Source organism: Pseudomonas sp. Z1-12, assembly GCF_051132015.1.
In the GTDB taxonomy this organism is placed as follows: Bacteria; Pseudomonadota; Gammaproteobacteria; order Pseudomonadales; family Pseudomonadaceae; genus Aquipseudomonas; species Aquipseudomonas zanjanensis.
The window spans coordinates 1,036,757-1,058,941 of the sequence record NZ_CP071647.1; the positions used below are offsets into that span (position 1 = coordinate 1,036,757).

The 22,185-nt window shown below is 62.0% G+C and carries 15 protein-coding genes; 10 read left to right on the top strand and 5 right to left on the bottom strand.

What is annotated here, in order from left to right; translation table 11 throughout:
- The first annotated feature begins 820 nt into the window (after nt 1-820).
- From J3P85_RS04425 to J3P85_RS04455, 7 genes are all read left to right on the top strand, one after another.
- A complete protein-coding gene (locus J3P85_RS04425) occupies nt 821-1,975 on the top strand; it encodes a mandelate racemase family protein (protein ID WP_434705017.1) in 1,155 nt (384 codons plus the stop codon).
- 71 nt (nt 1,976-2,046) lie between these two features.
- Complete coding sequence (locus tag J3P85_RS04430; RefSeq protein WP_207963199.1) at nt 2,047-3,669, top strand: ABC transporter substrate-binding protein; 1,623 nt, start codon at nt 2,047-2,049, stop codon at nt 3,667-3,669.
- 34 nt (nt 3,670-3,703) lie between these two features.
- Nucleotides 3,704-4,741 carry an ABC transporter permease gene (locus J3P85_RS04435; protein ID WP_018614070.1) on the top strand — a complete coding sequence of 346 codons (1,038 nt, stop codon included), beginning with the start codon at nt 3,704-3,706 and terminating at the stop codon, nt 4,739-4,741.
- Complete coding sequence (locus J3P85_RS04440; RefSeq protein WP_186708937.1) at nt 4,741-5,649, top strand: ABC transporter permease; 909 nt, start codon at nt 4,741-4,743, stop codon at nt 5,647-5,649. Before J3P85_RS04435 ends, J3P85_RS04440 begins: the two co-directional genes overlap by 1 nt.
- Nucleotides 5,650-5,659: 10 nt before the next feature.
- Complete coding sequence (locus J3P85_RS04445) at nt 5,660-6,499, top strand: ABC transporter ATP-binding protein (protein ID WP_434572274.1); 840 nt, start codon at nt 5,660-5,662, stop codon at nt 6,497-6,499.
- A 10-nt stretch (nt 6,500-6,509) separates the two neighbouring features.
- The gene (locus tag J3P85_RS04450) at nt 6,510-7,277 is read left to right on the top strand and encodes an ABC transporter ATP-binding protein (RefSeq protein WP_434705019.1); all 768 of its coding nucleotides are present in this window, start codon (nt 6,510-6,512) and stop codon (nt 7,275-7,277) included.
- A 130-nt stretch (nt 7,278-7,407) separates the two neighbouring features.
- Complete coding sequence (locus J3P85_RS04455) at nt 7,408-8,130, top strand: oligogalacturonate-specific porin KdgM family protein (RefSeq protein WP_434705020.1); 723 nt, start codon at nt 7,408-7,410, stop codon at nt 8,128-8,130.
- A gap of 157 nt (nt 8,131-8,287) precedes the next feature.
- Here J3P85_RS04455 and J3P85_RS04460 read toward each other — a convergent pair whose 3' ends face one another.
- Nucleotides 8,288-9,031 (bottom strand): FadR/GntR family transcriptional regulator, encoded by a 744-nt coding sequence (locus J3P85_RS04460; protein ID WP_186708942.1) that lies wholly within the window; start codon nt 9,029-9,031, stop codon nt 8,288-8,290.
- A gap of 97 nt (nt 9,032-9,128) precedes the next feature.
- Between J3P85_RS04460 and J3P85_RS04465 the strand changes: the two genes are divergently transcribed.
- Nucleotides 9,129-9,842 carry a FadR/GntR family transcriptional regulator gene (locus J3P85_RS04465; protein ID WP_434705021.1) on the top strand — a complete coding sequence of 238 codons (714 nt, stop codon included), beginning with the start codon at nt 9,129-9,131 and terminating at the stop codon, nt 9,840-9,842.
- A gap of 408 nt (nt 9,843-10,250) precedes the next feature.
- Here the strand turns inward: J3P85_RS04465 and J3P85_RS04470 are convergent, their stop codons facing one another.
- Both J3P85_RS04470 and J3P85_RS04475 read right to left on the bottom strand, forming a co-directional pair.
- Nucleotides 10,251-10,667 (bottom strand): VOC family protein, encoded by a 417-nt coding sequence (locus J3P85_RS04470; protein ID WP_434705023.1) that lies wholly within the window; start codon nt 10,665-10,667, stop codon nt 10,251-10,253.
- A 53-nt stretch (nt 10,668-10,720) separates the two neighbouring features.
- Nucleotides 10,721-10,906, bottom strand: a complete 186-nt coding sequence (locus tag J3P85_RS04475; protein WP_434705024.1) for a hypothetical protein — start codon at nt 10,904-10,906, stop codon at nt 10,721-10,723.
- A 316-nt stretch (nt 10,907-11,222) separates the two neighbouring features.
- Between J3P85_RS04475 and J3P85_RS04480 the strand changes: the two genes are divergently transcribed.
- A complete protein-coding gene (locus J3P85_RS04480) occupies nt 11,223-11,768 on the top strand; it encodes a DUF4256 domain-containing protein (protein ID WP_434705025.1) in 546 nt (181 codons plus the stop codon).
- A gap of 178 nt (nt 11,769-11,946) precedes the next feature.
- Here J3P85_RS04480 and J3P85_RS04485 read toward each other — a convergent pair whose 3' ends face one another.
- Nucleotides 11,947-13,452: a hypothetical protein gene (locus J3P85_RS04485; protein WP_434705026.1), complete on the bottom strand. Its 1,506-nt coding sequence runs from the start codon at nt 13,450-13,452 to the stop codon at nt 11,947-11,949.
- Between the two features lie 331 nt (nt 13,453-13,783).
- Complete coding sequence (locus tag J3P85_RS04490) at nt 13,784-14,188, bottom strand: DUF488 domain-containing protein (RefSeq protein ID WP_434705028.1); 405 nt, start codon at nt 14,186-14,188, stop codon at nt 13,784-13,786.
- A gap of 291 nt (nt 14,189-14,479) precedes the next feature.
- On the opposite strand from J3P85_RS04490, the gene J3P85_RS04495 reads away from it, so the two are divergent.
- On the top strand, nt 14,480-22,120 hold the full coding sequence (locus J3P85_RS04495; RefSeq protein ID WP_434705029.1) for a filamentous hemagglutinin N-terminal domain-containing protein: 7,641 nt from the start codon (nt 14,480-14,482) through the stop codon (nt 22,118-22,120).
- Nucleotides 22,121-22,185 lie beyond the last annotated feature (65 nt).

The following is a 22,185-nucleotide window of genomic DNA, read 5'->3' on the forward strand; positions in this document are numbered from 1 at the left end:
GTTTCAGTCAATAACCGTGCCTGGGGCAGGAAACCATAAAGGAGCGGTGATGGCTACTGGCTTTCAATCTGACGCCAGTGCTCAGTGCATCCATGGGGCAAGGGGGCTGCCAGGCTATGTGTGTAGGAGAACATTCGGCCTGGAACGTCTGTAGCAGGCTCGTTCCCACAGTTTTTGATCCCAGGGTGTCCACGAATTCTGCGACCACCACCGACCACCCTGTGGGAGCGAGCCTGCTCGCGAAGACGGCGGCACAGCCAACATCACCGACTCAGACAGACCGCCATCGCGAGCAAGCTTTGCTCCCACAGTTTTGCTCCCGGGTGTTCACGAATTCTGCGTCCACCACCGACCACCCTGTGGGAGCGAGCTTGCTCGCGATAGCGGTGGCACAGCCAACATCACCGACTCAGACAGACCGCCTTCGCGAGCAAGCTCGCTCCCACAGTGTTGATCCCGGGAGCCCATGGGTTCTGCGCCCACCACCGACCAACCTGTGGGAGCGAGCCTGCTCGCGAAGACGTCGGCACAGCCAACATCACCGACCCTGACAGACCGCCTTCGCGAGCAAGCTTTGCTCCCACGGTTTTTATCCTCCCGCCATCGTGGCCTGCCCGCAGTGAGTCGTATCTTTTTTGTCTTGTGGTATGACGACATTATGGATATCGCTCAAGAAAAATAACCTCCTTTCGCTAGTCATTCCTCTGTTCTCCCTATTTTTATTGATTCTGTGGGTTGACAGCTCACGCGAAACATCAGAATAATCCGACATGTTGTATGACGACATACAAATAAACAATAACAACAGGGTGCTCCCTCTATGCGAATCACAGGCGTTCACGTCGAAGTCTTCTCCACACCGTCGCGCCGTGCCCAGGACAGCGCCGGTCACGCCCATCCGGGCGATGAGGTCATGATCAAGATGGCCTTGCTGCGAATCGGCTGCGACGATGGCTCCGAGGGTTATGCCTTTGGCCCGCCTGAGTTGATTCGTCCGCACATCATCGAATCCTTCGTGCGCAAAGTGCTGATCGGCCGCGATCCGATGGACCGTGAAGGCATCTGGCAAGACCTGGCGCACTGGCAGCGGGGCAGTGCCGGGCAGTTCACCGACCGGGCGCTGGCGCTGGTGGAACAAGCGCTGTGGGACCTGGCCGGGCGCAAGCTCAAGTTGCCGGTGCATAAATTGATTGGCGGTTATCGCGACAAGGTCCCGGCGTACGGTTCGACGATGTGCGGCGATGACTTGCCGGGTGGTTTGTCGACGCCGGACGAGTATGGCCAGTTCGCCGAGAAGCTGGTCCAGCGCGGCTACAAGGCCATCAAGTTGCACACCTGGATGCCACCGATCTCCTTCGCGCCGAATCCGCAAATGGACATCCAGGCCTGCGCCGCCGTGCGTGAGGCAGTAGGCCCGGACATCGCGCTGATGCTCGACGGTTACCACTGGTACAGCCGCATGGACGCCCTGACCATCGGCAAGGCACTGCAGAAGCTGAATTTCGCCTGGTTCGAAGAACCCATGATGGAAGACTCGGCGGAGTCCTATGCCTGGCTGGCCGCCAACCTGGACATCCCGGTGTTGGGCCCGGAGAGCATCGCCGGCAAGTTCCACAGCCGCGCCAGTTGGGTGACCCAGAAGTCCTGTGACATCCTGCGCGCCGGCGTGGCCGGGGTCGGCGGTATCGGGCCGTGCCTGAAGGTGGCACACCTGGCCGAGTCGTTCGGCATGGATTGCGAGGTCCATGGCAATGGCGCGGCGAACCTGGCGGTGGTCGGGGCGATCAGCAATTGCCGCTGGTACGAACGCGGCCTGCTGCACCCGTTCCTTGACTATGAGGAGGTCCCGGCGCATCTCAACAGCATCGTCGACCCCATGGACGCCGACGGTTTTGTGCATCTATCCGACCGGCCGGGCTTGGGCGAGGACATCAACTTCGCGTATATCGAGGCCAACACCTTGTCCCGACATTGAGCCTGTTCCACGCCTGAGGCCGATGACGGCCCGGGCGACAAGTCTTTATAAATATAAGAAAGGACTGAACCATGAATCTCTGGCCCAAGCGCCTGACCAGGCTGCTGTGTGTCACCGTGGCCCTGTGCGCAGTGCAGGTGCCCGTCAGCCTGGCCCAAGGCGAAACGCCCCCCGACCAATTGGTGGTGGGCATGAGCATGATCAACCTGTTGTCCCTGGACCCTGCCGCGGCGACGGGCCTGGAGGTCGCGGAGGTCAACGCCAACGTCTATGACATGCTCCTGGAGCAGGACGCCGCGCAGCCGGACACGCTGATTCCGGCCCTGGCGAAAACCTGGGACATCAGCCCCGACCGCACGCGCCTGACCTTCCAATTGCGCGACGACGTACGGTTTCACTCGGGTGCGCCCCTGACCGCCCAAGACGTCGCCTGGTCGTTGCAGCGCGTCGTCACGCTCAACCGCGCCCTGGCCTCCACCTGGAAGGCCTACGGTTTCACCGCCGACAACGTGGTCAAACTGATGCGCGCCGAAGGGCCGCACACCTTTGTGATGGAGTTGCCACGGGTCACCGACCCGATGCTGGTGCTCAACACCCTGGCGACCTCACCCAGCGCCTTCATCATCGATCGCAGCATCGCTTTGCAGCATCAGGTCGGCGACGACCAGGGCGCGGCGTGGCTGGCGACCCACACGGCTGGGTCCGGCGCGTTCAAGCTCGACATCTGGCGGGCCAACGATGTGATCCTGATGAGCCGCAATGACGACTATTGGCGCGGCGCGCCGAAGTTGCGCCGGGTGATCATGCGCAACATGACCGAGTCCCAGGCCCTGCGCCTGATGGTCGAGCGCGGTGACCTGGACGTCGCCCGCGGCATGGCGGCCACTGACATCAAGGCCTTGGGCAAGGTCGATGAAGTGCGCATCCAGAGCATCGCCCGCGGCACGCTGTACTACGTGGCGATGAGCATGCAGCAACCGCTGTTCCAGGACATCCGCGTGCGCCAGGCCGTCCGCCTGCTGATCGACTACCAGGGCATCAACGACGTGGTCATGCCGCACTACGGCGTGATCAACCAACGGCCCTTGCAGTTGGGACTGCCGGCTCGCCTCGATGACCCGGGTTATCGCCTGGACGTGGCCGAGGCCAAGCGCCTGTTGGCAGCGGCCGGGCATGCCGAAGGCTTCAAGGTGACGATTCGCTCATTGACCGATCCGCCGTTCATCAACATCGCCACCAGCCTGCAAGCGACGCTGGCCCAGGCGGGGATCCAGGCGACGATCATCACCGGCACCGGCAACCAGATCTATGGGGCGATGCGCGACCGTCAGTTCGACATCCTCGTCGGTCGTGGCGGTGGTGGGGCGGAGCGGCATCCCCATTCGAGCCTGCGGGCCCTGGTGTACAACCCGGACAACCGCACCGAAGCCAAGCTGAGCAACTTCCAGGGCTGGCGCACCTCGTTCTTCGACCCGCAGCTCAATCAACTGATCGAGCAGGCCGAGCGCGAGCGTGACCCCGAGCGTCAGCGGGAAATCTATGCACAGATCCAGACCCTCTACGACCAACAGGCCGGGGCGATCATGCCGGTCTCGCAGATGGTGGACGAGGTGGTGATCCACGCGGATGTGCGCAACTACATCGGCCACACCGCCGCTACCACGCGTCTACGCGACGTCTACAAGCAGCGCTGAAATCGACGGCCACAGGGCCAAGGCAGGAATGAACATGTCGACTGCATCCTTTTCAATCTGGACCACCCGGGCCGCTTCGGCGACCCGGCGCGGCGGCTCGGTGGCGGTGACGCTGCTGGGGTTGCTGCTGCTGACTTTCTTTATTGGGCGGGTGATGCCCCTGGACCCGGTGCTGGCCATCGTCGGCCCGGACGCCGACGCCTCGGCCTACGCCCAGGTGTACAAGGAACTGGGCCTGGACAAGCCGTTGTGGACCCAGTTCGCGATTTACCTAGGCGACCTGCTGCACGGTGACTTCGGCATGGCCTTGCTGACCGGCAACCCGGTCATCACTGACATCGCCCGGGTCTTCCCGGCTACGTTGGAACTGGCCACGCTCGCCATCCTGTTCGGTGTGCTGGCGGGCCTGCCGCTGGGCGTCTACGCGGCGACCCATCAGGGCCGTGCCGGCGACCATGTCGCGCGGCTGATCACCCTGTTCGGTTACTCCACGCCGATTTTCTGGATCGGCATGATGGCCTTCCTGGTGTTCTACGCCTGGCTGGGTTGGGCCGGCGGCGTCGGGCGCATCGGCCTGGCCTATGACGGATTGATCCCGAAGCACACCGGGCTGTTGCTGATCGACACCGCCTGGTCGGGCGAGTGGGAGGCCTTTCGCAGCGCACTGCGCCACATCCTGCTGCCGGCGGTGATCCTCAGCTTCAACTCGGTCGCCTACATCAGCCGCATGACCCGCAGCTTCATGCTCGAGCAGCTGTCCCAGGAGTACATCATCACTGCCCGGGTCAAGGGCTTGTCCCAGCGCCGCATCGTCTGGGGCCATGCCTTCGGCAACATCCGCGTGCAGCTGTTGACCATCGTCGCCCTGGCCTACGGCGGCCTGCTGGAAGGCGCGGTGCTGATCGAAACCGTGTTCGCCTGGCCCGGTTTCGGCCAGTACCTGACGAGCAGTTTGTTGCTCGGCGACATGAACGCGGTGATGGCCTGCGTGCTGTTGATCGGCCTCATCTTCGTGACGCTGAACCTGATCAGCGATGCGCTGTACAAGATCTTCGACCCGAGGACTCGCTAATGAACCTGCCCCTTGCTTCCAGCGCCCCCGGCAGCGCCACGTTGCCGGCTTCCAGCACGGCGGCGATGGTCGCCAGCACCTTGCGCCTGTTGCGGTTTTTGCTGCGCAACCCGATGACCTTCGCCGGCCTGATCGTCGTCGCGACCCTGATGCTGGTCGCGGTCTTCGCGCCGTGGATCGCCGGCCACGACCCGCTGTTGCAGAACCTCGCCGGGGCCTTGCAGGCACCCAGCAGCGCGCACTGGTTCGGCACTGACGAATACGGTCGCGATGTGTTCGCGCGGTTGGTGTATGGCTCGCGCATCACCCTGTACATCGTCTTGCTGGTGACGGTGATCGTCGGCCCCATCGGCCTGTTGGTCGGCACGGTTTCCGGTTACTTCGGCGGTTGGGTCGACAGCCTGTTCATGCGCATCACCGACATCTTCATCTCGTTCCCCAGCCTGGTCCTGGCGCTGGCTTTCATCGCGGCCCTCGGCCCGGGCCTGGAGCATGCGGTGATCGCCATCGCACTCACGGCCTGGCCGCCGATTGCCCGGCTCGCCCGCGCCGAAACCCTGCCGCTGCGCAACGCCGACTTCGTCGTCGCGGTGCAGCTCCAGGGCGCGTCGAGCACTCGGATCATCCTGCGCCACATCATCCCGATGTGCCTGTCGTCGGTGATCATCCGCCTGACCATGAACATGGCGAGCATCATCCTCACCGCCGCCGCCCTGGGTTTTCTCGGCCTGGGCGCCCAGGCACCGTTGCCGGAGTGGGGCGCGATGATCTCCACCGGGCGCCGCTACATGCTCGAAAGCTGGTGGCTGGTGGCGGCGCCTGGTGCGGCGATCATGCTGGTCAGCCTGGCCTTCAACCTGTTGGGCGACGGTTTGCGCGACGTCCTCGACCCCCGCAGCCAATCCTGAGGAACCGGCCATGACTGAGATAAAACTTGCGGTACAGGATTTGTGCGTTGAGTTTCGCAACGCTGGCAAAACCTCCTTGGCGGTGCGTGATGTGTCGTTCAACCTGGGACGGGAAAAGCTCGCCATTGTCGGCGAGTCCGGCTCGGGCAAATCCACCGTTGGCCGTAGCCTTTTGCGCCTGCATCCGCCGACGGCGCGGGTCACCGCCAAGACCTTGCGTTTCGCCGATATCGACCTGTTGGCCGCCAGCGAAAAGCAGATCCAGGCGATTCGCGGCGCACGCATGTCGATGATCATGCAAGACCCCAAATACTCGCTGAACCCGGTGGTGCGGGTCGGCGAGCAAATCGCCGAGGCGTACCTGGCCCATCACAAGGTGCCCCATCGCGAAGCCCGCGAGCGGGCGCTGGACATGCTCGCCAAGGTGCACATTCGCGATCCCCGGCGGGTTTATGACCTGTATCCCCACGAGGTTTCGGGCGGCATGGGCCAGCGGATCATGATCGCCATGATGGTGATCACCGATCCCCAGGTGATCATCGCCGACGAACCCACGTCGGCGCTGGATGTGTCGGTGCGCCGGCAGGTGCTCAACGTGCTGGAGGAGTTGGTCAGCGAGCGTGACCTGGGGCTGATTTTCATCAGCCACGACCTGAACCTGGTGCGGCATTTCTGTGACCGCGTGCTGGTGATGTACGCCGGGCGCGTGGTCGAGTCGATTGCCGCCGCCGACCTGGATCACGCCACCCACCCCTACACCCAAGGCCTGCTGGCCGCACTGCCGAGCCTGGACCATCGGCGCGCCACGCTGCCGGTGCTGCAGCGCGACCCCCACTGGTTGAATGCTTGAGGAGCCTGTCATGAGCATGATTGAAATAGCCGGCCTGAACCTCAGTTTTGGCACCGGCGCGGCACTGAACGCGGTATTGCACGACGTCGATTTGAGCGTGGCCGAAGGCGAGGCGTTCGGCCTGGTGGGGGAGTCCGGTTCGGGCAAGACCACCGTATTGCGCTGCCTGGCCGGGCAGTACCAGCACTGGACGGGACGGCTGCACGTCGCGGGTCAGGCGGCGACGCGCAAGCTGCCGCTGAACCACTACCGCACCGTGCAAATGGTTTTCCAGGACCCGTATGCCTCGTTGCATCCGCGCTACACCATCGATGCCGCGTTGCAGGAACCGCTACGCATCCATGGCATCGACGGGCGTGCCCAGAAGGTCAGCGAGATCCTGCGCAAGGTCGGCTTGAACGACAGCTTTCGCTTCCGTTATCCGCACCAGTTGTCCGGTGGTCAGCGCCAACGGGTGGCGATTGCCCGGGCGCTTATCTTGCGTCCCCGGGTGCTGTTGCTGGACGAGCCGACCTCGGCGCTGGACGTCTCGGTGCAGGCGGAGATCCTCAACCTGCTGGCCGACTTGCGCCGCCAGGAAGGGTTGACCTACCTGATGGTCACCCACGACTTGGCGGTGGTGGCGCATCTGTGCGATCGGCTGGCGGTGATGCAGCAGGGCCGGGTGGTGGAGACGCTCGACAGTCATCTGCTGGCGAGCGATGGCGCCACCCATGCGTACACCCGTTTGCTGGTGCAAGCCAGCCGCGACATACAGCGAATACCTATCGCTGTCTGAGGTAACTGTTTCGTAGCACGTGTTTTAACCCGAAGAAGACGTTGAACCGCAGGTTTCAATGCCGCGCACGCGCTCGCCTGTGATTTGGCGTTCAACCCAACTAAATCATTCAACTAACAAGAATAAAAACATGAAAAAGACACTCGTCGCGCTGTCCCTCGCTTCTTTGTTCACTTCCATTGTTGCCGTGGCCGACACCGGTTATATCAACGTACGCCACCAGTATGCGGAACAGACCCGCATGCACGCCGACCGCGCCAAGTTCGGCATGCGGCTGGACAACGGAGTGGGATTGGAAGGTGAGCTCAAATACAAGACCGCTGGCGATCGCGAAGACGTCGCCTTCGACAACACCGTTGGCAGCGGCCATGAATTCACCGTCAACTACCAGCACAAGATCGATGATCGCTGGACACTGACGCCCTCGTTCGCCATGGAAAGCGACGAGGAATCCACCACCTACAAGATGGGCATGCGCCTGGGCTACAAGATCACCAAGGAGCTGAGCATCGCCGGACGCTACCGTTACGATTCCTCCAAGCTCGACCGCGACAAGATCGACCGTGACGTACCGGACAACGGTCAGGACGACCAGAAGATCCATCGCTACGACGTGTACATCAACTACGCCAACCAAGGGCCGTGGGCGTATGAATATCAACTGACGTATTTCGATGCCAACTACATCCGTTATAACGGCGGCACCGATGACTATGAGCAGAATGCCGTGGTCAAGTACAAGTGGGACAAACGCTGGGCGCCGTTCTTTGAAGTGGGTGATATCAAAGTCAACTCCGTTGACAATGATCGCCAACTGCGCCTGCGGGTGGGTATTCAATACAACTTTTTCTGAGTTGTGGAGCGGTCCTACAGACAGCACTGCTGATTCAAGGAATAGATGAACCTGTGGCGAGGGAGCTTGCTCCCGCTGGGCTGCGCAGCAGTCCTTCTTTGTGGGCGCTTCGCGCCCAAGCGGGAGCAAGCTCCCTCGCCACAGGGCCTATGGGCGCTTATTCGTTGTAGAAAGCTTGGCGCTGCTGGGTTTCGCACAAGCGCATGCGGCTGTTGCTTAGGTGCAGGTACATGGCCGCCCGCGCCGCGTCGACATTGCCGCTGGCGATGGCGTCGAAGATCTGCTGGTGTTCGGCGTTGATCCCCTGAAGATAAGCACTGCGGTCACTTTGCCCGGAATAGGCGGAGTTCATGCGAGTACGTGGGATCAGCTTCGTGCCCAGGTGCTTCATGATATCGATCAGGTAGTAATTGCCGGCGGCCTTGGCGATTTTCAGATGGAACTGGAAATCGGCATTGATGGTGGTGCCGGACTTTTCCGGCCCTTGCAGCAACGCCTCCAGCGCTTGGGCCAGTTCCGCCAAGGCTTCGGGGGTTGCGCGCTGGGCCGCCATGCCCGCAGCCTGGACTTCCAGGCTCAGGCGAAACTCCAACAGGTTGAGCACATCCGACAACGTCGCAATGGTCGCTGGCCCCAAGGTGAAGCCCTCTGGTGCCGGCATGTCGAGGACAAAAGTGCCGACGCCATGGCGCGTCTCCACCAGCCCCGCCGCCTGCAACCGCGACAGCGCTTCACGCACCACCGAACGACTGACGCCTTCGGCCTCCATGATATGCACTTCGGTGGGGAGCTTTTCGCCGCACTTGAGGATGCCGTCGCGCATGCGCTGGGCAAAGCGGTCGACCAGGGTTTCGGCGAGGCGGCGTGGCTTGTTCAATGGAGATAACGCTTGATCCGTCATCGGCGTGCTCTAGTGTGATCAGCGGGCATTATAGTGAGTTTTGGCGCAAGGTCGCGGCTATAATGCCGCGATCGTCTGGCTTAAATGGAAAGGTGCAATGGACAGTGTCACACCCGATCGACGCCTGAGCATGACCCAGCAACTGGTGGTCGACCTGACGCAGCAGATACTGGCCGGCGAGTTGCCCGCAGGCAGCAAGTTACCCACCGAACAAGTCATCATCAAGGAACGCGGCGTCAGCCGGACAGTCGTCCGCGAAGCCATGTCGCGACTCCAGGCCGAAGGCTTGGTGGAAACCCGTCACGGCATCGGCACCTTCGTGGTGGACACCGCCCGCCCCGGTGATTTCCAGGGCAGCAAACACGTCAAGGGCGGCGCCTACGATGCGCTGGCCGTCATCGAACTGCGCCTGAGCCTGGAAGTGGAAGCCGCCGGCATCGCCGCCCAACGCGCCACGCCGGAGCAGTTGCAGGCGATGCGCGAAGTGCTCGACGCATCGAATGCCGTTGACCCTACGGATGACGAAAGCGCCCGGATCGATTTCGAATTTCACCGGCAAATCGCCCAGTGCACCGGCAACAGCTTTTTCATCGACGCCATGGCCCATGTGGGCAATACGTTGATCGCTGTCGTGCAACAGGCGGGTCCGGCGGTGACGGGGGAAAATCGGGCGTTGGTAGTGCGTGAACGGGAGCAGATCTACGCGGCGTTGGCGCGGCATGACGGGGAAGCCGCGCGGGCGTCGATGCGGTTGCATTTGATCAACATGCAGCAGCGGGTCCAGGGTGCGGTGGAGTTGACAACGCAATAACCCCCACCACCGATCCTGTGGGAGCGAGCCTGCTCGCGAAGACGGCGGCAGATCCAGCATCACCGGCCCAGACAGACCGCAATCGCGAGCAAGCTCGCTCCCACAGTTTTTAATCTCGGGTGTTTGCAAATGCTGCGTCCAACACCGACCCCCTGTGGGAGCGAGCTTGCTCGCGAAGACGGCGGCAGATTCAACATCACCGGCCCAGACCGACCGCCATCGCGAGCAGGCTCGCTCCCACAGTTTTTGATTGCGGCTGTTCACAAATTCGGCGTCCGCCAGAGATCCCCTGTGGGAGCGAGCCTGCTCGCGAAGACGGCGGCAGATTCAACATCACCGGCCCAGACCGACCGAATTCGCGAGCAAGCTTTGCTCCCACAGTTTTTGATCGCAGTACCCAGTTGAAGCTCAGGGCTCCAACGCCGGCCCCTTCAACTCGATCTGGTTGCCATCCGGATCAAAGCAATAGATCGACCAACCCTTGCCCTCCGCGCCGTAGCGCATCTGCGCTTTTTCAACCTCCAGGCCAGCTGAAGCCAAATGCGCAAGAAGGGCGGGTTCATCAAACGGCTCGATACGCAGGCAGAGGTGATCGACATTGTGCCCCTGCTTACCCGCCGCCGGCCCACCCTGGCGACCCAGAGGCCCGTCGACAGCCACCAAGTCAATCATCGAAACACCGGTGCCCAGATGAAGCATGCCAAGATCGTCCCGACGCTTCTTGAGCTCGCAACCGAGCACCGACGTATAAAAAGCCAGGCTGCGCTCAAGGTCTTTTACGCGCAGGACGATGTGGTCGATACGTTGAATCGTGAAGTGCTTCATACAGGCCTCATGTGCTCAGTGGGGACGCTATGGGTGACTTCACCTTAGACGCTTCACTGGCAATAGATATGCTTCACTTCCCTGTGTTTTCTATTATCGATCACGACGGTGAGGCGGGATTTGTCAGGATGCCGGGTTTCTACCGGCGTGGTGACTCGGACGGTCTTCAAATCCAATCGTTCTTTGTACTCCCGTTCGGACAATGCCTTTTGAGCGATGCCTCCGGGTTCGAGAATCATCGCTTGGTTGACCTTCCTCACGTTGCAATTCTCTGTTGCTAACGCGTGTAGGGCGGTCACGCTCAGCCACATGAAAAAAAACCACGACGGCCATTGAGTACGGCTAGATTGCTTAGTCCCCATGAGCGTCTTGTTAACCCCCAAGGAATGGTTACGCTTGCTTGAAAGCTGTTGCAGGTTAAACACCCAAGGCGCTGCGTAGCTACTGTCAGGGATGACAGTAGCCAAGATCAAATTGGGATACCCAAGATGAAGTTTCGCCGCAAACGGCTATTAGAACGTGCGCATTCAATCGGCCAGCCAGGGACTCTACGCCATGAAAAAACAAGAACAACAAACCTTGCTCCAAACCCTGAAAACCCGCTTCGAACAAAACCCGAGCCGCCACCCAGACATCCCCTGGGCCGACGTCCAGGCCCGGCTCGAAAATAACCCCAAAGCCTTGGAATCCCTCCAGGCCATGGAAGCCACCGGCGGCGAACCCGATGTGATCGGCCTCGACCCAAAGACCGGCACTGTCACCTTTTGCGATTGCGCCAAAGAAAGCCCAACCGGTCGCCGAAGCCTCTGCTACGACCGCGCGGCCCTGGATGCGCGCAAGGAGAACAAACCCAAAGGCAGCGCCATCGAAATGGCCGAAGAAATGGGCATCGCCCTGCTGACGGAAGACCAGTATCGGGCCCTGCAAACCCTCGGTGAGTTCGATGCCAAGACCTCCAGTTGGCTGGCAACCCCTCCAGCGCTTCGCGCCCTCGATGGGGCGATTTTTGGTGACTACCGCTATGGCCGGGTGTTCATCTACCACAACGGTGTGCAGTCGTATTACGCGGCGCGTGGGTTTCGTGGCGTGTTGAGCGTTTGAGCCCCTGCCCCTGTGGCGAGGGAGCTTGCTCCCGCTGGGCTGCGCAGCAGCCCCCCCGGCGGGGCGTCAGGAGGACACGGTTGGCAGGGTTTTCGACTGCTGCGCAGCCGAGCGGGAGCAAGCTCCCTCGCCACAAAAGCGCCATGCTTTGAAAGTGTCTCCATGTAACGAAATCGCCTTACTGGAAACCCAAAACCTCACTCCCCTTGGCCTCAACCATCTCGCCAAACGCCGGCAACCGCGCCACAAACGCCGTCTCGAACGCCAGATACCGATCCTGCCCCGGCACATAACGAACCTGCGGCTTGACCCGGGCAATATCCTTCGTCGACAGCTTCACCACCTCATTGCTGCCCTGATTCCAGAACCACGCCAGTGTGTGGGTGCCGAAGGTATTGGTGCGGTAAGTCCACACCCACCAATCCCCATGCCCTCGCGAAACATGCAGTTGCCCATGAAACGTGCGCAACGTGATGACTTGCTTGGGCTGGGTGACGAGCAGGCGCGTGTCCTGGCGCAGTTCACTGCCGAAACCGTCCAGCATCGCCTTGGTCTTGGCCCCGGTCATGAAGTTGAAGCGCCACGCCAGCAGCACGGTGTCCTGATAACCCGCATGCTCAGCGTTCTGCCGCGCGCCTTCGCTAAACAGTAGAACTTCATCCCCGCCGAGGTAAGCGGTGGATGCCCGCAACTTGTAGGCTTCAGCGGGCATCCGTTTGGCGACGACGGCCTGGTGCGGCGGGTCTTGATGCCAGACCCAGCACTTCGGGCCGTTGTGCTGCATGAACAGCAAGCGGCGAGGGCCGATGGGCAGGATCGTCAGTTCATCGGCGTATTCGAAAATCACCTCGCTGCTGTCCGCCGTGATCCGCCAGATCCGGGTCACATGCTCGGGTTCGTAGAGGCGCTGGCGTTCGAATATCTCCGAATCCGCCACCACGCAGGGCTGTTCAAATTCCGGCCACTGCACCCCGGCAGGGCCGAACGCCGCGATCTCATTGCCTTGCCGAATTTCGTATTGGTAACGGTCGTCCCTGCTGTAATCGCCACGCACGATCCGACGTTTCCATAGGCTGCGCTGGGCATCGGCGTCGATGAGCTGCAAGTCCGCGCCGTCCACGCCATCGGTGCGGTGTTCGAGCATGTCCTGCTCGGTGGGCGGCCACTGGTTGTAATCGATCAGGAAGCACAGCCACTGGTCTTCGTCCTGCTCGGTGATGGCGGCCCAACCGTTGCGGTAGTTGTCCTCATGCACATAGGTGTCGCCGGGGTAGTCATGGACCTCCTGCAGCCACTTCACCTTGCCGCGCTTGGGTTTGGTCGGTTTGCGCGCTTTCACCGCAGGCGGCTCGATCAACGTCGCCGTGAACCTCGGCTCCCCCTGCGAGCTTTGCCAATGCCTGGCAAACGCCTCGCGTTGATCGGAGGGGAAAACCACCGGCCGATAATCATCGCCACCGGCATCCAGGTTCCACAAGTCATACCCCTGAACCGCCAATACCGGTGCCAGCGCCTCGAAGCAGACCTCGGGCATCTCGTTGGACAGCTCATCCAACAACGCCTCGAACCCCGGCCCGGCAAACACACCGATGTCGGGATAGTAATGCTGCAACAGCCCGAGCACGTCGCTGCCCGGTGTTTTCCAATCGATATGAACCAATGGATCGAATGGCGATGGCGTCACGGCTGTCTTCCTGTTGGATTCTCTGCGCATCTTAGCTGCACACCCTCCCAAAAGGGCAATCACCATCCCTGTGGGAGCGAGCTTGCTCGCGATAGGGGCAGGCCGGGCAACATCGATGGCGTCTGGTTTATCGCTATCGCGAGCAAGCTCGCTCCCACAGGTGACAAGGACAACCACCAACCGTGGCGAGGGAGCTTGCTCCCGCTGGGCTGCGCAGCGGCCCCAAACCGTTCAACTCGGTACTACAGGAAAAAACAGTCGGCAGGTTTTACGACTGCTGCGCAGCCGAGCGGGAGCAAGCTCCCTCGCCACGGGTTACAGCAAGCCCACTTCAAAACCCCGGAAACTCAGACAAATAACACACCGACGAACTCCCCTCCGCCCGTTTCTCCAGCTCATCTTCCAACCACTGCGCCAACACCACCGCATTGTTTTCAACCGTCGACTTGGCCGCATACACCAACGTCAGCGTCCCGCTCCGCGCCACATCCACCAGCTTCCACCAATGTTCCGGCCGCGCCGCCAGTTCCCGCCGATACGCCACGCTGAACTCGGCAAACGAAAACGCCCCCGTCTTGAACGCTTTGCGCAACTCATGAGAAGGCCCAACCTCCGCCAACCACTCTGCAATCGCCAGCGCGTCCTTGGAACAGTTACGCGGCCACAAGCGGTCCACCAAAACCCGTACGCCATCCTCGACGCTGACGGTTTCATAGGCGCGTTTGCATTGGATCATCAGGGTTCGCCTGTCGAAGTGGGACTGCCCCAGCATAGGTCGCCCGCAACGAGGCGACCAGGACCCATCCGCCGCTCTTCACCCACCCATCTTAAAAAAAGATTCATCGGATCCCTTCAATCAAAAGCCCTGGGCGCTCAAGCAAAAGCGCGCCCAGTAATCCGTCGACATGATGGCGCGGAGCACTGTGGGATTTTCGAGCCGCAATCCGTCCGGATGCGCTTTTCCATTTGATTTGTCGACAGCGAACCGCCTGGCGCGACCCGCCGTATTAAGGATGAGTGAACAAAAATGAATAGAGTGTACCGAGTCGTCTGGAATGCCGTGATGGGCGCGTGGCAGGTGGCATCCGAGTTGGTCAAGAGCCATGGCAAAGACAAAAGCCGCACATCCCTGAGCCTCGTCATCGGCGTGGGCAGCGGCGTCTTCGCCTCGGTCGCTGCGGCGGGGGGATTGCCTTCCGGCGGCAACATCGTGGCGGGTAGCGGCAGTGTTCAGCACAATGGCAACAACATGGCCATTCACCAGGGCAGCGATAAGCTCGCCATTGACTGGCAGAGCTTTTCCATCGGCAAAGGCAACACCGTTGAATTCTTCCAGCCTGGCGCCAATTCCGTCGCTTTGAACCGCGTACTGGGCTCGGATGTGTCGGTGATCCAGGGCGCGCTGAAAGCCAACGGCCAAGTCTTCCTGGTCAACCCCAACGGCGTGCTGTTTACCCCCGGCGCGCAGGTTGATGTCGGCGGCCTGGTGGCCTCTACGCTCAACTTATCCACAGAAGATTTCCTCGCCGGCAATTACCGTTTCAGCGGCGACAGCGCCGCATCGGTGGTCAACCAGGGCAATATCAATGCAGCACAAGGCGGCACCATTGCCCTGATCGCGGCAAAAATCGTCAACGATGGCAACATCACCGCCCACAAGGGCAATGTACTGCTGGGCGCAGGCCGTGTCGTGACCCTCGACTTGGGCGGGCCGGTGCAACTGGAAGTGCAAGAAGGCGCGTTGCAGGCGTTGATCGAAAACGGCGGTGCCATTCGTGCCGATGCCGGCCGAATCCTGCTGACCGCCCGTGCGGCGGAAACCCTGGCGAGCACCGTCATCAACAACACCGGTCTGATCGAAGCCCGCTCCCTGGATATCGGTGAAAACGGCGTGGTCACGCTGATGGGCGACCACGGTGATGTGCAAGTCGCCGGACGCATCGATGTGTCTTCCGACACCGCCAAGGGCGGCAAGATCGTCGTGACCGGCGACCGCGTGGCGATCAAGGGCGGCGCCGAACTCGACGCTACTGGCGCCAAGGGTGGCGGCGAGATTTATGTGGGCGGTAGCTGGCAAGGCAAGGACCCTGCGATCAAACAGGCCAGCCAGACCACCGTCGCCGCCGGTGCCGTGCTCGACGCATCGGCGACCGATAACGGCAAGGGCGGTACCGTGGTGGCCTGGTCCGACGTCAAGAAACCGGGCAGCGTGACCCGCGTGGACGGCACGCTGAAAGCCACCGGCGGCGCCAAGGGCGGCGACGGCGGCAAGATCGAGACCAGCGGCGCCAAGCTGGCGGTGAGCAAGGCCGCCGATGCGTCAGCCAAAAACGGCAAGGGCGGCTTGTGGTTGCTCGACCCGGACAGCGTCACCGTGGGGCCAGGTAACGGCGGGTTGACCGGCGGCGCCAATGGGACAGACGCCACGGTTGGCTTCAACGCGATCGATACGGCCCTGGCCGGCGGCACCGATGTCGCGATCAAGGCCGACAACAGCATCCACTGGAACGGCGACTACACCCCGACGAGCATCAGCGGCGACCGGACGCTGACCTTGCAGTCCGGGCACAACGACGGCGGAACAGGCCGCTACGTCTTCGGCAATATTTTCCTCAACGGCGACATCGACGCCAGTGGCGCCGGCAATGGCAACAGCCTGGCCTTGATCCTCAACGGCAAGATCGCCCTCAACACCGACGTCAGCTTGAAGAGCAACGGCGGCAACGTCGTGTTTGCCGGCGTGGTGGATTCCGATGCGGTGGCCAACAACCGCGAACTGCGCGTGGACGCAGGTTCGGGCTCGATCATCTTCAGCGACATGGTCGGCGGCAACAGCGCGCTGGGCGCGCTTTACGCGACCACCAGCGGTGCCGGCAAGACCTTTATCAACGGCGCAAAAGTCTTCACCACCGGCGAGCAGGTCTACACCGGCGCCGTCGAGCTGGGCACCTCGCAGTTCCTGAACGCCGACTTCGAAAACGGCCTGGTCGGGTGGCAAACCTCCATCGCCCAGTTCTTCACTGGCGTCACCGTGGTGGACGGCGTGGTCTCGCCGGATGACCCGACGTTGCCGACCACGTCGCCAACCAATGGCAATCCGCCGAGCGTTTCGCCTGGCGACCAGGGGAACATGGACTACAAACCCCTCACACCGGTCGCCGCGGCTGGCCAGGGCAAGGACGGCGGCGCTGCGCTGCTGCTGGGTACCGAGAACGATTCCAACTGCCAGAACGCCCCCGCCGGCTGCATCATGCGGGGTCCTTCGGTCGTCAGCGAAGGCACGGTTTCCCTGGCGGCGGGAGAAGCGGTCAGTTTCGATTACAAACCGGTTGCCGGCGGCGATACCTATGACGTCTTCGGCTATCTGTTGAACGTCAATACTGGTGAATACCAGATCATCCTGAACGAAACGGGTAACGGTACGGGCGCGGTGGATTGGAAAAGCCATACGGCCACGGCTGACAAGGCCGGCACCTACAAATTCGTGTTCGTGTCGGGCAGTTTCGACCAGACCGCAGGCAAGCGGGTCGGCGGTTCGCTGTACGTCGATAACATCAAGACCAATACCTCGGGCAGCAAAGGCCTGCAAGGCAGTTCCATCACGTTCAACGGCAGCCTCAACAGCACCGACAACAACCTGGCCATCAAGGCCGACGACATCAACTTCAACGGCGGCGCCGGCAGCGTCACCGGCAATGGCTCGATTGCCCTTGAGACCAACACCCCGAGCAAAGACATTGCCGTGGGCGGCAGCACCGGCGATGCGCCCGGTGCGCTGGAACTGACCGGCAGCGACATCGGCGCGTTGGGCGATGGCTTCACCTCGGTCAAGATCGGTGGCGCGGACATGACCGGTGACATCAGCATCATCGAAGCGACCCGCATCAACGACAACCTCATCCTCGATGCCGGCACCGGCAATATCCACATCAATGACCAACTGACCGTGGCGGACGCACCGGGCACCGGCAATGACGACAACAAACCGGCTCCGGTCCTGGCGTTGCAAAGCAATGGCGGCAAGATCGACCAGACCGCCGGCGGCGCCCTCGTCGCCGATGGCCTGGTGCTGTTGGGTGACGGTGCCGTTCATGACCTGGACAACGCCGCCAACGACGTCAATACGATCGCCAGCGACACCGGCACGGTCAGCTTTGCCGATGTCGATGACCTGACCGCCGGCGTCGTGACCATTCCAGACAGCCAGACCCCGGCCAACCCGCAAGGCGTGCCGGTTGCGGGCATGACCCAGACCGGCGACCTGAACCTTATCGCTGACACGCTTACGGTCGGCCAGGCATTGGCCACCCAGGGCAATACGAGCCTGACCGCCGACGAAATCGATCTCGCCGCGAGCGTTACCGGTGGCGGCAGTCTCACCCTGCAGCAGAAGACCCCTGGCCTGGATATCCACCTGGGCGGCAGCGATGACCCGGAAGTGACCGGGCCTAACGATCCGTTGGTGCTGTCCGACGCTGACCTGGCGAATATCCAGGATGGCTTCGACAAGGTCGTCATCGGTAACGACAAGACCCGCAACATCACCGTTGATGACGAGGGCGCGACACTCAAGGACGATCTGGCCCTGGTCGCCAACGGCGTCCTGGACCTGCTGGGCGATCTGACCCTCGCGGATCCTGAAGGCACCGACGAAGACGGCACCACCGGCAAGGGCCTGACGCTGAGCGTCGACGCGGGCCAAGGGGCGACCCAGGCTACGGGCGCAACCATTACCGCAGACGAATTGGCCCTGCGCGGCGAAGGTGATTTCAACCTGGGCAAGGGACATGACGTGGGCGTGATCGCTGCCGATGTCGGCAGCCTGGTATTCGCCGGCAACGGCAACCTGACGGTGGGCGTCGTGGACGGCACCGTGGGGATTACCTCCGATGAGGCGGTCACCCTGAAAACCGATCATGACCTGACGTTGGCGAAAGGCATCACCATCGAAAATGGTCCACGGGATGATGTCAATCAGGGCCAGACCCGTGCCGACGACATCATCACCCTGGAAGTGGCGGGCAACACCACCCAGGCCGGCGATGCCGGGGCCAAGCTCGATGCCAGCGGCCTGGTGCTGCTGGGCGGCAATTATGCGCTGGGCAACACCGGCAACGTAATCGGCGATATCGCCAGCGAGGCGGGCAAGGTCCAGTTCAACAACAGCGGCAACCTCAAGGTGGGTTCGCTCACCGCGACCCATGCCGACGGCACGCAAACGACCATTACCGGCGTGAACAACAGCGGCGACGTGAGCATTGGCACCAACGGCAACCTGGCGATCAACGAAGGGCTGGCAACCAGCGGCAATGTGTTCCTCAATGTCGATGGCAAGACCACTCAGGACGGCAACGGCAACATCACCGCTGACGGCTTGGCGCTGAACGGCGGCGACTTCGAGTTGCGCAACAACGGCAACATTGTGGGTGACGTTGCCAGCGAGGCGGGCAAGGTCGCGTTCAACAACACCGGCGACCTCAAGGTCGGCACGCTGACCGAAACCGACGGCAACGGCAACGTGGTTAAGACCACTACCGGGGTGAACAACACCGGCGACGTGAGCATCGGCACCGACGGCAACCTGGCGATCAACGAAGGGCTGGCGACCAGCGGCAATGTGTTCCTCAATGTCGATGGCAAGACCACTCAGGATGCCAAGGGCAACATCACCGCTGACGGCCTGGCCCTCAACGGCGGAGAATTCGAGCTGCGCAACAACGGCAACATCGTGGGCGACATCGCCAGCGAAGCGGGCAAGGTCGCGTTCAACAACACCGGCAACCTGAAAGTCGGCACGCTGACCGAAACCGACGGCAACGGCAACGTGCTCAAGACCACCACCGGCGTTAAAAACACCGGCGACGTCAGCATCGGCACCAACGGCAACCTGGCGATCAACGAAGGGCTGGCAACCAGCGGCAACGTGTTCCTCAATGTCGATGGCAAGACCACTCAGGACAGCAACGGCAACATCACCGCTGACGGCTTGGCGCTGAACGGCGGCGATTTCGAGTTGCGCAACAACGGCAACATCGTGGGTGACATCGCCAGCGAGGCGGGCAAGGTCGCGTTCAACAACACCGGCGACCTGAAGGTCGGCACGCTGACCGAAACCGATGGCAACGGCAACGTGATCAAGACCACCACCGGCGTGAAGAACACCGGCGACGTCAGCATCGGCACCGACGGCAACCTGGCGATCAACGAAGGGCTGGCAACCAGCGGCAACGTGTTCCTCAACGTCGATGGCAAGACCACCCAAAACGCCAAGGGCAACATCAGCGCTGACGGCCTGGCTCTGAACGGCGGCGATTTCGAGCTGCGCAACAACGGCAACATTGTGGGCGACATCGCCAGCAAGGCAGGCAAGGTCGCCTTCAAGAACACCGGCAACTTGAAAGTCGGCACGCTGACCGAAACCGACGGCAACGGCAATCTGATCAAGACCACCACCGGCGTGAACAATACCGGTGATGTCAGCATCGGCACCGACGGCAACCTGGCGATCAACGAAGGACTGGCGACCAGCGGCAACGTGTTCCTCAATGTCGACGGCAAGACCACCCAGAATGCCAAGGGCAATATCACCGCCGATGGCCTAGCCCTCAACGGCGGCGATTTCGAGTTGCGCAACAACGGCAACATCGTGGGTGACATCGCCAGCAAGGCAGGCAAGGTCGCCTTTAACAACACCGGCAACCTGAAGGTCGGCACGCTGACTGAAACCGACGGCAACGGCAATCTGATCAAGACCACCACCGGCGTGAACAATACCGGTGATGTCAGCATCGGCACCAACGGCAACCTGGCGATCAACGAAGGGCTGGCGACCAGCGGCAATGTGTTCCTCAATGTCGATGGCAAAACCACTCAGGACAGCAACGGCAACATCACCGCTGACGGCCTGGCGCTGAACGGCGGCGATTTCGAGTTGCGCAACAACGGCAACATCGTGGGTGACATCGCCAGCAAGGCAGGCAAGGTCGCCTTCAACAACACCGGCAACCTGAAGGTCGGCACGCTGACCGAAACCGATGGCAACGGCAACGTGGTCAAGACCACCACCGGCGTTAAAAACACTGGTGACGTCAGCATCGGCACCAACGGCAACCTGGCGATCAACGAAGGGTTGGCGACCAGCGGCAATGTGTTCCTCAATGTCGATGGCAAAACCACTCAGGATAGCAACGGCAACATCACCGCTGATGGCCTGGCGCTCAACGGCGGCGACTTCGAGTTGCGCAACAACGGCAACATCGTGGGCGATATCGCCAGCAAGGCAGGCAAGGTCGCCTTCAACAACACCGGCAACCTCAAGGTCGGCACGCTGACTGAAACCGACGGCAACGGCAACGTGGTCAAGACCACCACCGGCGTGAACAACACCGGCGACGTGAGCATCGGCACCAACGGCAACCTGGCGATCAACGAAGGGCTGGCGACCAGCGGCAACGTGTTCCTTAACGTGGATGGCAAGACCACCCAGAACGCCAAGGGCAACATCATCGCCGATGGTCTCGCGCTCAAGGGCGGTGATTTCGACCTGCGCAACGCCAGCAACTGGGTCGGCGATCTCGCCAGCCGCGCGAAGGACGTCAGCTTCGTCAACCGCAGCGACGTCACCGTCGGCAGGCTGACCGAAACGGCACTGGACGGCACCCAGCTGGATCAGATCGTCGGCATCGGCAACACCGGCAAAGTCCAGGTGGTGACCACCACCGGCAACATCACCCTGACCGAAAACGTCAGCACCACCAGCAACGCTTCCGACGCGATCGTGCTCAACGCCGGTCAATCCGCTTCGGCGGGCGTGGCCGCAGGTGGCGACGTGAAGGCCGACGCGGGGGTGACGGTCTCCACCGGCGCTGGCGGCCGGGCGGTAATCTACACCGGCAGCCTCGCCGGCAGCACCCGCCTGGTGGATGTGGTCGGCAGTGGCAGCGGCAATTTCCGCTACAACAGCGACGAGCAGCAGAGCAACTTCGGCCGGGCCCTGGGCACCACGGGCGTTCATGCCGTGTACCGCGAGCAACCGACCCTGGTGGTGTCCACCAACGGCACGACCACCCAGACCAAGCCGTTCGATGGCCAGACCACGTTCAATGGCGGCGGTATCGCCGGTTATGACGCCAGCGGTCTGTGGAACGGCGACACCAAGCCGATGCTCGGCAACCCGTTGTATTCGGTAGGCACCCAAGGCCCGGGCTCGCACCTGATCAACATCGGCGGGCTGGCCGACCTGGGTTACCTGATCGTGAGCAACCCGGCGAACGCCAATCTGACCGTGACACCGTCCGTTGACTACGACGCCGTCCGGCAGAGCGTCGCCGATGCAACACGCGTCGGCGCGCAGGTGACGTCGCCCCATGCTCCGGAGCTCAACCCGGCCCAGCCGAAACCGGCTGACTGGTCCGGCGCCGGGGTCGAGGACGGTGGTCTGTTGCTGGTGGACCAGGGCGGCACACGTGGCAACGGCGCTGGCAATGGCGACGGCGATTCGGCGGCCCAGGCCGAGAGCGCCGACAGCGAGCGGGAACTGGCCGGGAATGTCTGCGCCGATGGCGGTGTATCCGAGGGCGGCGCTTGCGCGGCCTACCCGCCGCAGACCGTGTTCGTCGTGCGCGGCGGTGTGCGCTTGCCAGGTCCAGGTCTGGCCATGCGTCCCTGATCCCCTGACATCCATTTTTTCCATTTGAAGGAGTCCCTTGGCCGCGTCCCCCCGGACGTGGCCAT